Source organism: Nocardia sp. NPDC047038 (genome assembly GCF_040644075.1).
GTDB lineage: Bacteria > Actinomycetota > Actinomycetes > Mycobacteriales > Mycobacteriaceae > Nocardia > Nocardia sichangensis.
Window position 1 is genome coordinate 144084 of the sequence record NZ_JBEYVQ010000008.1, and the last position, 16788, is coordinate 160871.

7 protein-coding genes are annotated in these 16788 nt (G+C 69.2%); 3 read left to right on the forward strand and 4 right to left on the reverse strand.

Features of this window, described 5'->3' with window-relative positions; genetic code table 11:
- Window positions 1–641 precede the first annotated feature (641 nt).
- Together ABZ824_RS25635 and ABZ824_RS25640 are read left to right on the forward strand one after the other, a co-directional pair.
- Window positions 642–1418, forward strand: a complete 777-nt coding sequence (locus ABZ824_RS25635; protein WP_356965745.1) for an MHYT domain-containing protein — start codon at window positions 642–644, stop codon at window positions 1416–1418.
- Window positions 1419–1584: 166 nt separating this feature from the next.
- Window positions 1585–2553, forward strand: coding sequence for a TIGR03557 family F420-dependent LLM class oxidoreductase (locus ABZ824_RS25640; RefSeq protein ID WP_355075320.1), 969 nt, complete (start codon window positions 1585–1587; stop codon window positions 2551–2553).
- 170 nt (window positions 2554–2723) lie between these two features.
- On the opposite strand, the gene ABZ824_RS25645 is transcribed toward ABZ824_RS25640, so the two are convergent.
- From ABZ824_RS25645 to ABZ824_RS25655, 3 genes are all read right to left on the reverse strand, one after another.
- On the reverse strand, window positions 2724–3335 hold the full coding sequence (locus ABZ824_RS25645; protein ID WP_356965748.1) for a TetR/AcrR family transcriptional regulator: 612 nt from the start codon (window positions 3333–3335) through the stop codon (window positions 2724–2726).
- A complete protein-coding gene (locus tag ABZ824_RS25650; RefSeq protein WP_356965749.1) occupies window positions 3332–4963 on the reverse strand; it encodes an FAD-binding oxidoreductase in 1632 nt (543 codons plus the stop codon). The genes ABZ824_RS25645 and ABZ824_RS25650 overlap by 4 nt, the downstream gene beginning before the upstream one ends.
- Before the next feature lie 99 nt (window positions 4964–5062).
- Window positions 5063–6100, reverse strand: coding sequence for a cupin domain-containing protein (locus tag ABZ824_RS25655; RefSeq protein ID WP_355075326.1), 1038 nt, complete (start codon window positions 6098–6100; stop codon window positions 5063–5065).
- Window positions 6101–6463: 363 nt separating this feature from the next.
- Between ABZ824_RS25655 and ABZ824_RS25660 the strand changes: the two genes are divergently transcribed.
- Window positions 6464–15571 carry an amino acid adenylation domain-containing protein gene (locus ABZ824_RS25660; protein ID WP_356965751.1) on the forward strand — a complete coding sequence of 3036 codons (9108 nt, stop codon included), beginning with the start codon at window positions 6464–6466 and terminating at the stop codon, window positions 15569–15571.
- On the opposite strand, the gene ABZ824_RS25665 is transcribed toward ABZ824_RS25660, so the two are convergent.
- Window positions 15561–16697 (reverse strand): FAD-dependent oxidoreductase, encoded by a 1137-nt coding sequence (locus tag ABZ824_RS25665; protein ID WP_356965753.1) that lies wholly within the window; start codon window positions 16695–16697, stop codon window positions 15561–15563. The genes ABZ824_RS25660 and ABZ824_RS25665 overlap by 11 nt on opposite strands.
- Window positions 16698–16788: the final 91 nt, after the last annotated feature.

Here is a 16788-nt window from a genome sequence, read left to right on the forward strand (position 1 = left end):
CCGGAATCGGGGTTCCCGATCGTCGCGTTCATGCTGGCCTCGCCACGATGATCCCAGGGGATACGAGGGCGTGAAGGTCTCTGCCGGAGTGGATCATCGGGGACGGAGGCCGGCCGTCGCGTCCGGACTTGGGCGTTAACTGTGATTGTGCCCGCGCTCGGCTTCCGAAAGGTTCGGCCGCCGCGCCGAAATCGCATTCGCACGTGCATCCGACCAGGAGTCCGGTTGACCGATACGGCCCTTCGAAGTTCGGCTACCGCTCGGATGCCGGATGCCGGATGCCGGATGCCGGATGCCGGATGCCGGATGCCGGATGCCGGATGCCGGATGCCGGATGCCGGATGCCGGATGCCGGATGCCGGCGGCCGGCGGCCACGGGTCCGGTGAGTGGGATACGGGTCGTGCTGCCGTCACGTGGAAGCCAGATACTAGCTGTCGAGCGCCCTTACGCGCGGAGGTGGCGCTGTGGGCCGAAGCGCCGTCGCTTCGATGGCCTACCAGCGCACTTCCCGCTATTTGGAACTCATCCTATGTTTATAAAGAGGATAGTAGTACTCTAAACTATCTACCTGCAGTTTCACTATGTGAGATCCGGGCTTCGCGTCGCCGATGGCTCGAATCTATCCAGCGAGGAGTGTCGCGTGCTGGAAATCGACCACTTCAGTCACGGATGGCTTACGCCCATCGTCGCCTACGTCATGTCGTTCACCGGATCATTGCTGGGACTTCGATGCGTGGCCAGATCTCGTACCGGGTCCGCACGCGACGGCTGGCTGATCGCCGCGGCGGTCGCGATCGGCGGCACCGGCATCTGGGTCATGCACTTCATCGCGATGCTCGGCTTCGCCATCGAGGGGGCGACGATCCGGTACAACGTTCCGATCACCCTGCTCAGCGCCGTGATCGCCATGGTGGTGGTGTGGATCGGACTGCGCATCGCACACCAGCGAGCGCTGGGACCGGTGGGACTGCTGGCCGGCGGCGGGGTGACCGGTCTGGGCGTCGGCGCGATGCACTACGCGGGCATGTACGCCATGAAATCCGACGCGATGATCGGCTACGACGGACGGATCGTCGCGTTGTCCATGGTGATCGCCGTCGTCGCGGCGACCGCCGCGTTGTGGTTCACGCTGCACACCCGCAGCACGCTCGTCACCGTCGGCGCGGCGGCGGTCATGGGTGTCGCGGTGTCCGGCATGCACTACACGGGCATGCTCGCGATGCGCGTGCACGAAGCCGAGCACATGCACGCACCTTCCGGGGCCGGCGCGACGCAGTTGCTCACCCCGCTGATCGTGAGCATCAGCCTGGTGACGGTGCTGCTACTGCTGCACCTGGGTGTCACGGAAGTCGACGACGAGAACACCTATGTGCCGCAGGGCCGGCACGCTGCCAGTTACTGGCCGACTCGTGAGTGAACCGACCGGGTAGCGCTTTGTCGCCGGTCGGCCGAATGACGCGGTAGCCCGTTGCCCCGGCACCGCCCGGGGCGCGGCGACGTTTTCACCGCCGCATGCCGGGTACGCGCGCCAAGAGCCGGTTCGCGCGGTGGCCGGACGCTCCCAGTCGAACCAGGAGGTGGCGATGCGCATCGGGTACAAACTGGCGGCCGAGGCATTCGGTCCGAACGAGCTTGTCCGGCAAGCCGTTCGGGCGGAAGAGGCGGGTTTCGACTTCGTCGAGATCAGTGACCACTTCCATCCTTGGCTGGACAACCAAGGGCACTCGCCGTTCGCCTGGACAGTGCTCGGAACCATCGCGGCGAAGACCGAGCGGATCGAGCTCGCGACCGGAGTGACCTGCCCCATTCTGCGATACCACCCCGCGATCGTCGCGCAGGCGGCAGCCACTCTGGCCATCTTGTCCGGCAACCGCTTCACCCTCGGTGTCGGTTCTGGTGAACGTCTCAACGAGCATGTTGTCGGCCGGGAATTCCCGCCCGTACGCATCCGGCATCGCATGCTGCGCGAGGCCATCGAGATCATCCGCTTGCTCTGGAGCGGCGGCTATCACTCCTACGACGGGGAATTCCTGAGCCTTTCCGACGCACGGGTCTTCGATCTGCCCGAGACCCTCCCGCCCATCGCCGTCGCCAGCGGTGGGCTGGAGGCGGCCTGCATCGCCGCGGAACTCGGCGACGGCCTGTTCGCGACCGAGCCCGAATCCGAAATCGTCGAGCGCTACCGCGCGTCGGGCGGCGCGGGCCCCCGATACGCGGAAGTCGGCATGGCGTGGGCGCCCGACGAGGAAACGGCGGCGAAGGCGGTGCTCGATACCACCCGCTGGGCCCTGACGGGCTGGAAGGTGATGAGCGAGTTGCCGAACCCGGTCAATTTCGCCGCGGCGACCACCACCGTCCGGCTCGAAGACGTCCTCGACAACTTCGCCTGCGGTCCGGACCCGGCCCGCTATCTCGATGCCGCCCAGCAGTACACCGATGCGGGCTTCGACCATCTCGTGATGCAGAACGCCGGTCCCGACCCCGACGGCTTCCTGGACTTCTACCGCCGTGAACTCGACAAACCTCTCCGTGCACTGACCCCGAGCGTCTGAGCGCCCGTCACCGACGGGCGCGCGGTCGTCGTCGGTATCTTCCGTCGCGCTGTGCACGTCGCGGGTGGGCAGCCGCTCACGCCCGTCGGCGTGCGGCGCATGTCCGCTTGTTCCGCGCGCAATGCGTCGCCCGCGACGAGGTGTTGCATTGCGACGCAAGGCGACCGCGATCAGGTCCGTCGAGTGGTCGTTCCACGGACCGTGGTGAACAGGCGCAGGCAGCGCTGGGTCATGTCCTCGGGCGTGTGGTCGGGATGGTCGCTCCACCACGAGATGGTGGTGGACACGATGCTGAACCACAGCGCCAGCAGCAGCGAGTGATCGCCGGGATCGGAGATGCCGGCATCGGCCAGAATCTCCGATACCCCTGCCGAGCCCATGCCGTTCAAGGCATCCTGATAATGCCGGGCCACCGCGAAGGCCGCACCCGGACGTGGCAGTGTGGGGTCGTAGACGATCTTCCAGTTCTGGGTGCGTCCGTCCAGTGCGTGGAAGATCCCGGTCAGTGTCGCCAGCGCCCGGTCGTGCGCACCATGCGTGGACTGGGCCGCCGCGACCGCGTCGACCAGGCTCTTCCCGGCGCGGTGCACGCAAGCCGCGTGCAGTGCGTCGCGGGAGCCGAAGTAGGCGTACACGAGCGGCTTGGACACGCCTGCGGCCGAGGAGATTTCGGCGACCGAAGCCTTGGCGTAGCCGCGTTCGCCGAATTCGGTGGTGGCGATGTCGAGGATCTGCTCTTCCCGCCGCTCGCGCGGCACGCCCTTGGTGCCCGGCCTGCTCACCGGTCCTCCCCGGTGGCCCGGTGTACGACCGGGTCGATCAGCACACCGGGATTGAGGATGCCCGCGGGATCGAGTGCCGATTTGGCCGCGCGCAGCGCCGCGGCGAAAGGTTCGGGTCGCTGGCGGTCGTACCAGGGGCGGTGGTCGCGGCCGACGGCGTGATGGTGCGTGATGGTCGCGCCGTTGCGGTGCAGCGCCTCCGACACGGCCGTCTTGATCTCGTCCCATTGCTCGACGGTCCGTCCCCACCGGCCCGCGGCGTAGATGCCGAAGTACGGCGCGGGTCCGTCCGGATAGACATGGGTGAACCGGCAGGTCGAAACACCGGTCACACCGGCGGATCGGAACGCGTCCGTGGTCGCTTCCCGCACCGCCGCTCGCAGGGCCTCGAAACGGTCCCAGGTGCACGCTGTTTCGAAGGTCTCGACGATCATGGATTGGGCGGCGAGCGCGTCGCGCTGGTAGGGCATGCGGAGGAACGCCGAGCGCCACGCGTCGGCCGCGCCCGTGCGCGCCGAGTCTTCGGCGGAATCGGTGGTGCGGACCCCGTCCGGAATCGTGCCGCCGTGCTCGCGGCAGATCTGGACCGCACGACGCATCGGCTCGTCGACGGGATGGTCGGCGGACTCGAAGCCGAGGACGAGCACCCCGCCCGCCGCGCTGGTGCCCGCGTTGATGAACGCTTCCACCGGATCCAGCAGCCGGCAGTTCGCCGGATACAACGCGGACTGGGCGATGGCGCGCGTCGCGGCCACGGCCGCGCCGTAGTCGCCGAACACCACCGACGCCCCGGACCGCCAGCGCGGACGATCCTGCAAGCGCATCCACGCTTCGGTGATGACGCCGAGGATGCCCTCCGAGCCGAGGAACATCCGATCGGGTGACGGACCCGCGCCGGACGCGGGCAGCCTGCGGGATTCGCTGATCCCGGCCGGTGTGACCACCCGTAGCGATTCGACCATGTCGTCGATGTGGGTGTAGACGGTCGCGTAGTGCCCGCCCGCCCGGGTGGCCAGCCAGCCGCCGAGCGTGGAGAACTCGAACGACTGCGGAAAGTGCCGCAGCGTCAAGCCATCCGGCCGCAATGCCGCTTCCAGCGCCGGGCCGAGTATGCCCGCTTGGATTCGTGCGGCTCGGCTGGTGCGGTCGAGTTCGACGATCCGACTCAGGCGGCCGGTGTCCAGCGACACCGACCCGGCGTAGGCGTCGGCGCCGCGGAGTTCGACACCACCCACCACCGACGTTCCGCCGCCGAACGGCACCACGGCGACGCCCGCGCTCGCGCACCAGTCCAGGATGTCGAGGACGTCCTGCTCGGTCCGCGGCCGCAACACCTGGTCGGGTACGTGGTCGACGCGGCCGAGCAGATTGCGCACCACATCGCGGAATGCCTGCCCATGGCCGTGTGCGACCCGGTCGCCGAGGTCTTCGGAGGCCAAGGGGGTCAACGCGTCCGGCACCCGGACGCGTGGCGGAGGCACGCTCAACGACGTCAGGTCCGGCGCCTCGTGCACGGTCAACTCGGCTTTCGGCAGCAGTGCCGCCACGCGTTCGGTCAGGACCTTCCGCTCGGTCCCGGTGACCGCGTCCTCCCGGTTGCCCCAACCCCACCACGATTTCGTCGCCATCGCTGCGCTCCGTCCGCTGAATTGACTCGATGGTAAATTACCTGACGATCAATTGGCAGCGAATGCTCGATGTCGCGGGCGGTCGACGCCGCGCCGCGACTACCGGACGAGTGCGTTGTTCCGCGTGACGATCAACGGATCGCTCGGCGTGAAGGGCAGGTCGGGAAGAGCGTCCAGGGCGACGCCGAACGTCGCGGCGAGCACTTTCCTGGAATAGGCGCTCATCGAGGCGCGGTAGCCGATGTCCGCGGGCGTGGGTTGGTCGAAGAAGATCAGCAAGTGGATCTCGGGGGAGTCGACGACTTCGATGTGGTGCGGGTAGGCGCGCGGGACGAAGTACACCTCGCCTTCGCGCACGATGTAGGTGTCCAAGGTGCCGTCCGGATCCATGATCGTCATTCGCGCCGAGCCGCGATGGACGTAGCCCATTTCGGCGGTCACCGGATGCCAGTGCGGTTCACGCATGCCGTCTTCGCGCACCCGCAGCGAGTACATCGAGATGTCACGCAATGCGGGCCAGAACTGGGCGCGGGCGGTACGCGCGGAACCGACCGGCGAGTCCACCGGGGCGGGCATCGCCTCGATCGCGAAGTGGTGCGGATCGCCGTAGCGGGCGGTGCACGGGATGTCGGGCTCGCCCTCGCGTCGCACGACGAGTTTTGCTGTGGTGTCGCGCCGGATCTTCGCGAAGTCCTCGGCGGGCAGGTCGTAGGTGTTGCCGAGCACCGAATCGGTCATCGCGCCGAGGCTCGCGCTGAATCCGAAGTCCTCCGGTCGTTCGTGGCGGAAGGCGAGGATGAACTCGGCCTCGGTATCGCCGACGTTCTCCACGTGATGCAGCGCGCCGGAGTCGATGTGGAACATCTCGCCCGCGCTCACCAGGAACGAGGAGAATCGGCTGCCGTCGTCCAAGACCGAGACCAGGGCCCGCCCCGCGGTGCAATAGGTGAGTTCGGTGGCGTTGGCGTGCCAGTGCGGTTCGCGGATCGCGCCGGGCGCGAGCGTCAGGCGTTTGATCGAGAGCCCGCTGAGGATCGGGAAGCTGTCGGCGGTGAGCCGGGTGAGCGAGCCGAGTTCGCTGCGGTGGATCTGCTCACCCTTCCGTAGGGAGGCCACATGGATCGAGGGTGTCTGCACGGTTGCTCCTCGCTCGCGGTCGAAGGATCGGTGTTGCGCGCTCGCGCCGATATCGGCACATGGCAGCTCGGGGAGACCGCGCCCCATGCGTCATAGCTGAAAGCCTTGCATAGTGATTTGCGGCACAATGAATAGCGTTGACGGGTGGTGCCCAAACGAATGTTTTTCACATCACACCATGTCATAGCCCAATGCGGGTGCGGGTAATCCTAGGACCTTTACCAACCTCGGCGCGCCGATCCGATCGGTGTTCGCTAAGGTCCGTTCTGCACGCTCGGGTCATGGTTCACGCATTTGAGGCACCGCTTCTGGCTCCATAGCCGGAGCGGACGATGATCGACCAGAGAGTGAACTCGCCGCCGCATGACCCCGACACGCCGTTCCGCACGTCGCACCCAGCATTCACGAGCACGCAATCTTCTGTTCCCGCAACTGCTCACGGCCGCGGTCGACACGGCGTTCGACTCGGCGGCCCTCCGGTACAATCCCACCGGCGATCCCGTGGACCAGCGTGAGCTCAGCTACCGGGAATTGGACGAGATGTCGTCGCGATGGGCCCGCTACCTGATCGGGTTCGGCGTAGGGCCGGGAGACTTCGTCGCGGTGGCCGTCACCCGCTCGATCGAGTCGGTGCTCGCGGTGTGGGCGGTCGCGAAGACCGGTGCCACCTACGTGCCCGTCGATCCCTCCTATCCGGCGGATCGAATCGCACACATGATCGCCGACTGCGGCGCCGTCGTCGGCCTCACCACATCGGCGCATCGCGCGGCACTCGTCGCGCCCGGCATGACGTGGATCGAACTCGATTCCGAAGCGCACCGGGAGAAGGTCGCCGCCGCGCCCGGCCATTCGATCTGCTACCTGGACCGGCTTCGTCCCCTCACCGAACAGCACCTCGCCTACCTGATCTACACCTCCGGCTCGACGGGCAAGCCGAAAGGCGTAGCGGTCACCCATGCCGGTCTCGCGGGCCTGGTCGAGCACGAGATCGCCGCCCGGGCGGTGAGCCGGGCATCACGCGTCTCGCATCTGTGCACGCCGAGCTTCGACTTCTCGGTGATCGAGATGCTGCTCGCCTTCTCGGCGGGCGCGACGCTGGTCGTGGCGCCGCCCACGGTGTTCGGCGGCGCCGAACTGGCCGATCTGCTGCGGCGCGAGCGGGTCACGCATCTGTGCATCACCCCGGGAGCCCTGGAATCCATCGAGCCGGCCGGGCTCGACGACCTCAGGGCCATCCTGTGCGGCGGGGAGCGTGTGGGCCCCGAGCTGGCCGCACGGTGGGCGACCGGCGCCCGGTCCTTCTATATCGTCTACGGCCCCACCGAGACCACCATCTTCGCCACCGGCACCGAGGCGCTGTGTGCGGGCGGCGCGACCCATATCGGCACTCCGGTCCCGGGGCTGGGCGTCCATGTGCTGGACGCGCGGCTGCGGATGGTGCCCACCGGCGTGATCGGCGAGCTGTATCTGTCCGGACCGGCGCTGGCGCAGGGGTACCTCGGACGCCCCGGGCTGACCGCGGACCGATTCGTCGCCAATCCGTTCGCGGCGGCACCCGGCTCCCGCATGTATCGCACCGGCGATCTGGTACGGCGCGACTCGGCGGGACACCTCGAACACCACGGGCGGGTGGACTTCCAGGTCAAGATCCGAGGGCTGCGGATCGAACTCGGCGAGATCGACAACGCGCTGACCGCCCACCCCGACGTCGACTACGCCGCGACACTCGGCACGACACTGCCGTCCGGCGCCACCGCGCTGGTCTCCTACGTGCTGCCACGAGCGGTGACCGGCCCGGACGGCAGCGTCCGGGTGGCGCTCGACACCGCCGAATTGGCCGATCTCCTGGCGAAAACCCTTCCGGCATACATGATTCCGGCCGCGATCACGGTGCTCGACGAACTCCCGCTGACACCGGTCGGCAAGCTGGATCGCGCCGCGCTGCCGGAGCCGGTGCTCAACACCAGGCAGTTCCGTGCGCCCGCCACTCCGACCGAGCAGGTGGTCGCCGACGTCTTCGCCGCGCTGCTCCTCCCGCCGGGCGACTCCGAAACCGCCCGGGTCGGTGCCGGCGACGACTTCTTCGAACTGGGCGGCAATTCGCTGATCGCGACGCAGGCCGCGGCGCGGCTCGGTACCACGCTGGGCGTCCGCGTTCCGGTCGCGCTGTTGTTCGAGGCCTCGGTGGTGGCGAAACTGGCCGAACGCCTGAACGAACTGGCTCGAGTCACCCACCCGGCGCCGCGACCGATGGCGCGACCGGACCGGGTGCCGCTGTCGTACGCACAGCGCCGGATGTGGTTCCTCAATCGGTTCGACCCGGCCGCGGCGAGCAACAACATCCCACTGGCGGTGCGGTTGAGCGGACAGCTGGACGTGGACGCGCTGCGGGCGGCGATCCGGGATCTGGTCGAGCGGCACGAGGTGCTGCGGACCAGCTATCCGGAGCGCGACGGGACGGGCAGCCAGCGGGTGCACGCGCTGTCGGAGCCGGGCGCGGTGCCCGAGCTGCCGGTGCTCGACGTCGCCGAAGCCGAAGTCCTCGAGCACACGGTGGCCGCGGTGGTCGAGGGCTTCGATGTCACGGCCGCGCCGCCGCTCCGGTTGCGTCTGCTGCGTTCGAGCGAGTCCGAGCACGTGCTGGTCGGCGTGGTCCACCACATCGCCGCCGACGGCTCCTCGATGGGCCCGCTGACCGCCGATCTGATGAGCGCGTACTCGGCCAGGACCGAGGGCCACGCTCCCGCTTGGCAGCCGTTGCCCTTGCAGTACGCGGACTACACGTTGTGGCAGCGCGAGATGCTCGGCGCTGAGAGCGATCCGGACTCGACGCTCGCCCGCCAGCTCGGTTTCTGGCGGCAGCGGCTGGCGGACCTGCCGGAACGGCTGGACCTACCCGCCGACCGGCCGCGCCCCGCGGTGTTCTCCGGTCGCGGCGCCACCCACGAATTCAAGATCGACGCGGCGGTGCACGCCGCACTGGACCGGCTGGCACACCGCCACGACGCGACGTTGTTCATGGTCGCGCACGCCGCGTACACGGTCTTGCTGGCCCGGCTGTCGAACACCCGCGACATCACCGTCGGCGCGCCGGTGGCCGGTCGTGGCGAGGCCACGGTGGACGGCCTGATCGGCATGTTCGTCAACACCCTCGCGCTGCGTATCGAGATCGACCCCGGCCACAGCTTCACCGAGCTGCTCGAGCAGGTGCGCAGGCGGGACATCGAGGCCTTCGGCCACGCCGACGTGCCATTCGAACGCCTGGTGGAGGAGCTCGACCCGGTGCGGTCGAGCGCGCATCACCCGCTGTTCCAGACCATGCTGACCTTCCAGAACTTCGCGCCGACGACACTGGAACTGCCCGGGCTGCGGGTTTCCGCGGTGGACTTCGCGCTGCCGCTGGCGAAATTCGACCTCGAGCTGACCATGGTGCCGCACGAGGACGAGCGGACGCCGCTGGGCATCTCGGCCGCGTTCACCTATTCCACCGACCTGTTCGACGAGGCCACGGTGGCGGGATTCGCCCGGCGGCTGTGCGTGATCCTCGCGGCTGTCGCGGATTCGGCGGATCGGGCGGTCGGGGAGATCGACTTGCTCGATTCCGCGGAGCGCGCCGCGATCCTGGCCGGGTGGAACGACACCCGGCACCCGATCGCGGCGGGGCTGGTGCTCGACGGGTACCGGCGTGCGGTAGCACGGCACCCGGACGAGATAGCGGTGGTCCACGCGGATACGCAGTTGACCTACCGCGAGTTCGACGAGCGGGTCAACCGGCTCGCCCGGGTACTCGCCGACCACGGCGTCGGCGCGGAAACCCTTGTGGCGCTCGCGGTCCGGCGGTCGGTGGATCTCGTGGTCGGCATGTACGCGATCCTCACCGCCGGTGGCGCGTACGTACCGCTCGACCCCGATCACCCCGCCGAGCGGATCGCGCACGTGCTCGAGGTCGCGAAACCGGTCTGCGTGCTCACCACTTCCGCCGACGCGATCCCGATACCCGATCATGTCGCCGTCCTGTCCCTGGACGCCCTCGGCGCGGACCAGCGCTCGGGAGCTGCGATTCGTTCCGGCGAACTGAGGCGGGCGGTGCTGCCGCAGCACCCCGCCTATGTGATCTTCACGTCCGGTTCGACCGGGCGTCCGAAGGGTGTGGCGGTCTCGCACGCCGCGATCGACAACCAGATCGAGTGGATGCTCGCCCAGTACCCCATGGGCCCGCAGGACGTATACCTGCAGAAGACCGCGGCGACCTTCGACGTCTCTCTGTGGGGCTACCTGATGCCGTTGCGCGCGGGCGCGAAACTCGTGCTCGCCGACCACGACGGGCATCGTGACGCCGCCTACCTCGCCGCGGCCGTCGCCGCGCACCGTGTGACGGTCACCGATTTCGTGCCCTCCATGTTGACCGAGTTCGCCGCCCATGCGACGGCGGAAAGTCTCGCGACACTGCGGGATCTGTTCGTCATCGGGGAAGCTCTGCCGCCGGAGACCGTGCGCGCGGTCCGCGCGGTCTCCGGCGCACAGGTGCACAACCTGTACGGACCCACCGAGGCGGCGGTCTCGGTGACGTACCGGCCCGCCGGAACGGGCGACGGTGTGACGGTGCCGATCGGGCAGCCGCAGTGGAATACCCAGGTATACGTGCTGGATTCGCGCCTGCGGCCGGTTCCGGCCGGGGTACCGGGCGAGCTGTACCTGGCCGGGGAACGGCTGGCCCGCGGATACGTGCGGCAAGCGGCGCTGACCGCAGACCGTTTCGTCGCCAACCCGTTCGACCGCGGAACCAGGATGTACCGCACCGGCGACCTGGCGGTCTGGCGTGCGCCTCGCGCGGACGAGCCGCAACGCCTGGAATACCTCGGGCGCACCGACTTCCAGGTGAAATTCCGCGGCCAACGCATCGAACTCGGTGAGATCGAGACGGCGCTGCTGGCGCAGCCGTCGGTGAGCCAAGCGGTCGCGGCGGTGGTGGCATCGTCGTCGGGAGATCGGCTGGCGGCCTATGTCGTCGCGCGTCCGGGGCAGGTCATCGATCGTGGCGAACTCGTTGCCGGGATGTCGGCGGTCCTGCCCGCGTACATGATCCCGTCCGCGCTGGTGGAGCTGGCAGCGCTGCCGCTGAACGCGAGCGGGAAGCTCGATCGCACAGCGCTGCCCGAGCCCGCCATCGAGACCACGGCGTTCCGAGCGCCGCGCAGCCCCGCCGAACAGGCCGTCGCGCAGGTGTTCGCCGAACTGCTCGGCGTCGAGCGAGCGGGCATCGACGACGACTTCTTCGCGCTCGGCGGCAATTCGCTGCTCGCCACCCGGGCCGTCGCACGGGTTAACGAGGCGCTCGGATCGCGGGTCACCGTGCGGGATCTGTTCGAGGCGCCCGCGGTGTGGGCACTCGCCGCGCGGGCGGTCGCCGGTGGGGCGGGCGTGGCTCGCGCGCCCTTGGCGCGAGTGCGACGACCGGATCGCATCCCGCTGTCGCCTGCACAGCAGCGGATGTGGTTGCTCAACCGCCTCGAGCCGGACTCGCCCGCCTACAACATGCCCTTCGCCGTCCGGCTGACCGGCACTCTCGATCTGCCCGCGCTGCGCCAGGCGCTCGCCGACGTGATCGAACGGCACGAGGTGCTGCGCACCCGCTACCCGGTCGACGCCGACGGGCAGCCGTATCAGGAGATCCTTCCGACCGATGCGGTCCTTCCCGACGGCATCGTGATCGAGCACGGTGTCACGGATGCCGCGGCCATGGTGGACGCGCTGATGTCCGCGGGCTTCGACGTGACCACGGACGCGCCCGTGCGCCTGCGGCTGTTCACCTCGGGCCCAGATCATCTGCTCGTCATCGTGACCCACCACATCTCGGCGGACGGGTCGTCGCTCGCGCCGCTGGCCCGCGACCTGGTGACCGCCTACGTGGCCAGGCTCGGCGGCGGCGAACCGGACTGGTCGCCCCTGCCGGTGCAGTACGCCGATTACGCGATCTGGCAGCACGGCACGATCGGATCCGAGGACGACGAGGATTCCGTTGCGGCGCAACAGCTGTCGTATTGGCGCGGGCAGCTGTCCGGGCTCACCGGACCGCTGGAACTGCCAGCCGATCGCCCGCGCTCCTCGACAGCCTCGACGCGCGGCGCGTCGACCGGCTGCACGATCCCGGCGCGGGTACACGAGCGGCTGACCGGCATCGCGCGCGAGCACAACGCGACGCTGTTCATGGTGGTGCACGCGGCCCTCGCCACGCTGATCGGACGCCTCTGCGGCGCCACGGACGTCGTCATCGGGACCCCAGTGGCCGGCCGGGGCGAACATGCGCTGGACGACTTGGTCGGGATGTTCGTCAACACGCTGGCGTTGCGCGTCGACGTCGACCCCGACGTGCGGTTCCACGATCTCGTCGAGCGCTCCCGTGAAGTCGCCGTCTCGGCCTTCACCAACGCGGATGTTCCTTTCGAGCGAGTGGTCGAGGAGGCCGATCCCGCGCGCAGCGGAGCGCGCACCTCGCTGTTTCCGGTGATGCTGTCGTTCCAGAACCTCGAGCAGCCCACCCTGGAGTTGCCGGATCTGACGGTCACCGCCGTCGACAACGGCGAGATCACGGCCAAATTCGATGTGCAAGTGGTCGTCGAGCCGCGGGCGTGCGGCGACGGCCGGACGGAATCGGCGGTGACCTTCACCTACGCCACGGACCTGTTCGACGAATCGACCGTCCGCGCCTTCGCGCGCCGGTTCGAGCGCATCGTGTCCGCGGTCGCCGAAGATCCCTCGGCGCGGGTGTGGGACATCGACATCCTCGACGAGAGCGAACACTGCCCGGCGGTCGCGCACGAGGCGCGGGCCGGGACCGAACCGGTGGCGACCCTGCCCGAGCTGATCGGCGAGCAGGCACGGCGCAGGCCGGAGGCGGAGGCCGTCCGGTTCGGTGCCGCCACACTGAGTTTCGGCGCGTTGTACAAGCGCGCGAATCGAATCGCCCGCGCGCTGATCGCCGCCGGAGCGGGCCCGGAGACCCTGGTCGCCGTGGCGGTTCCGCGCACCGAGGACCTACCGGTCGCGTTGCTCGGAGTGCTGGCCGCCGGCGCCGCGTACCTGCCGATCGACCTCGGCTATCCGGCGCAGCGGCTGGCGTTCGTGCTCGCCGACGCGGCACCGGTGTGCGTGCTGACCACCGCCGCCGAGCGCTCCGCCATCCCGGACACCGACCTGCCCACCGTGTTGCTGGAGCAGACGGCGGAGTTCGCCGACGATCCGATCACCGACGCCGACCGGGCGTCGCCGCTGCTGCCGGACAATCTCGCCTACGTCATCTACACGTCGGGTTCGACGGGCGTGCCGAAGGGCGTCGGCGTGACGCATCGCAATGCGGTGCGACTGTTCACCGAGGCGCGGCCGCTGTTCGAATTCGGCGAGCACGACGTCTGGACGTTGTTCCACTCCTTCGCGTTCGACTTCTCGGTGTGGGAGCTGTGGTGCGCGCTGGTGACCGGCGGCACCGTCGTCGTGGTCGACTACGCGACCTCGCGCTCACCGGAACTGTTCCGCGAGCTGCTGATTCGCGAGCAGGTGACGGTGCTGAACCAGACGCCGTCGGCATTCTGTCAACTGGTCGAAGCCGATCGGGACGCCTCGGCCGCGTCCGGCGAATTCGCGCTGCGGTATGTGATCTTCGGCGGTGAGGCGCTGGACCTGCGGCACCTGCGACGCTGGCGTGAGCGTCGTCCAGGGGAATCGCCGCGACTGGTCAACATGTACGGCATCACGGAGACCACCGTGCACGTCTCCTTCCTGGACGTCGGCGCGGAGCTGATGGAAAGCCCGGCCAGCCTGATCGGACGAGCGCTGCCCGGGCTGGACACGCACGTGCTGGACATCCGTCTGCGACCGGCGCCGGTCGGTACGCCCGGTGAGATCTATGTCGCGGGCGGTCAGCTCTCCCGCGGCTACGTGGGGCGGCCCGGGCTCACCGCGACGCGGTTCGTCGCGAATCCCTTCGGGCCGCCGGGATCGCGGATGTACCGCTCGGGTGACCTCGCGCGCTGGAACCGGTTCGGCGGCGACGCCGGCCTCGCCTACTCCGGTCGCGGCGACCAGCAGGTGCAGTTGCGCGGGTTCCGGATCGAACTCGGGGAGATCGAATCGGCGCTGGTGCGGTGTTCCGGCGTGCGTCAGGCCGTCGCGCTGGTCCGGACCGATCCGACGCTCGGTGACCAGCTCGTGGGTTATGTCCTGCCCGAACCGGGGGCGCGGCCGGACCCGGCCGAGTTGCGCGAACAGGTGGCCGAACACCTGACCGGCTACATGGTGCCCGCCGCGATCGTGGTGATCGACGCCATCCCGTTGACCCCCAACGGCAAGCTCGACAAGCGGGCGTTGCCCGCGCCGGCGTTCCGCGCGCGCGAGTTCCGCGCTGCTGTCACTCCCGTGGAGGCGACCGTCGCGGCCGCCTTCGCCGCGGTGCTCGGCGCCGAGCGCTTCGGCATGGACGACAACTTCTTCGAGCACGGCGGCAACTCACTGCTCGCCGCGAAGCTGACTCTGCGGCTGTCGTCCGCGCTGGGCACCCGCATTCCGGTGATGCGGGTGTTCACCGCGCCCACACCCGCGGAACTGGTCGCCGACCTGGCCCGCCGGGCGAGCGGCGAAGTCCAGACCGAGGCGGCCTTCGACATGCTGCTGCCGCTGCGTCCCGGCGGTTCGGCCGCGCCGCTGTTCTGTGTGCATCCCGTGTCGGGCATCTCTTGGTCGTATGCGGGCCTCGCCGCCTACCTCGACCCGGAACGGCCGCTCTACGGCCTGCAAACGCCCGTGCTGGCCGGCGATGAGGTGATGCCGGATTCGATCGAGGAATGGGCCCGCCGCTACCTCGAGCTGATCCGCGCGAAACAGCCGACCGGTCCTTACCATCTGCTCGGCTGGTCCTTCGGCGGCGTCATCGCGCACGAGATGGCGGTCCAGCTGCAACGCGAAGGCGAGCGAGTCGCGCTGCTCGCGGTGATGGACAGCTACATGGCGGATCCGCCCGGCACGCCGCCGGGTGACGCGGGCCAGGTCCCGGTGGCCGAGTTGATCGGCGGCCTGCTGGGCGAGCAGGCGGGCGACCTCGGCAACGTCGCGGAGGTGGACTGGGTCGCGCTGCCGCAGAAGATGACCGAACTTCCGGAGCCGTTCGCGTCGTTCGGCTCCGACCGCGTCACCCGGATCCTGGACGCGGCGGTGCACTCGGTGGCGCTGCGCGGCGCCTACGTCCCGCCGGTGTACCGGGGCGATGTCCTCTATTTCACCGCCGCGCTCGACGATCCGACCGGCTGTGTCGGCGCGTCGATCTGGAGCGAGGTCGTCGACGGCCGCGTGCACAACCATCCTGTGTCGACGACGCACTGGCGAATGACCGTCGCGTCCGGCCTGGCCGAGATCGCCGCGGTGCTGACCCGCGCGTGGCGAGCGGGCGAGCCGGGCGGTGCGGACTCGGTCAGCCGGTGAACCAGCGGTGCAGCCGGGCCTCGGCGGCGGCGGCCTTCTCCCTGGCGAGTTCCACCGAGGGCACGCTGAACGGTGCGACCGGCGCGGGACCGGAGAGGAAATCGGCCTCGACCTTGCCGACCAGCCCGCCTCCGAACTCGATATGGCAGGTGCCCCGCCCGCGATACTGTTCCTGCGGCGCCGAGCCGCCGAACCCGGCCTCGATGCCCGCGGCGACCGTGCGGGCGGCGTCCTCGGCGAACACGCCCGCCCGCGGAACCGGCGCGTCGGCGCAGTCACCGAGGGCGTAGACGCCCGGATACGGCGTCTCGAGGGTGTGCGGGTCCACGGCGATCCAGCCGTCGGTCCCGCCCTCGGTGAGCCCCGACGCCTCGACGACTGCGGGAACCCGGTGCTTCGGGATTCCGATGAACAGGTCGTAGGGCACCTCGCCGGTCCTGGTGACCGCGATGTGGCGGTCCGGGTCGAGCGCGTGCACCCGGCGCCCCGGCGAATAGGCGATGCCACGCCGCGCCAGCGCTTCGACGATGGCGGCGGAGGTTTGCGTGGACACCGGAATCGGTGCGTCCATGGGGGTGAAGAACTGCATGTGGGTGCGGTTCCGGATGCCGCGCCTGGTGAGCGCTTCGTGCAGGAGCATCGCGCCTTCGTAGGGCGCGGGCGGGCACTTGAACGGGACGCTCAGCACCGCGAGGACGACGGCTCCGCCGTCGAAACCCGCCAGGCGTTCGCGCAATCGGCGGGCGCCGTCGATCGAGTAGTACTCGTAGCCGTCCTCGACGAAGCCGGGGGTGGCGGCGGGATCGTAGTCGGCGCCCAGCGCGACGACGAGGATGTCGGGGTCGTACACCGCCTGGTCGGTGCGGACGCGGCGTGCTCTCGGGTCGATCTCGGTGACCTCCTCCTGCCGGAATTCGACGCGCGGATGGGTGAAGCGGGAATACGGCACCCGCGCTGTCTCCGGGGGCAGGTCACGGAACAGAATGTCCAGTTTGGCGAAGCCGAAGGTGAAGGAGTCGTTTCGGTCGATGATGACGACACGGAGTTCGTCGGCCGGCGAACCCGACAGACGGGTGGCCAGCTCCAGCCCTCCGAACCCCGCACCGAGAATGAGTACGGTTCGCATACGCCGATTCTTCCCCTGGTGACGCCGCCGAGTCGAGGGTTGCTTCCAAGCCTGCCGACGGCCGAGTCCCGGTCCGGCGACGGGCGCGCCG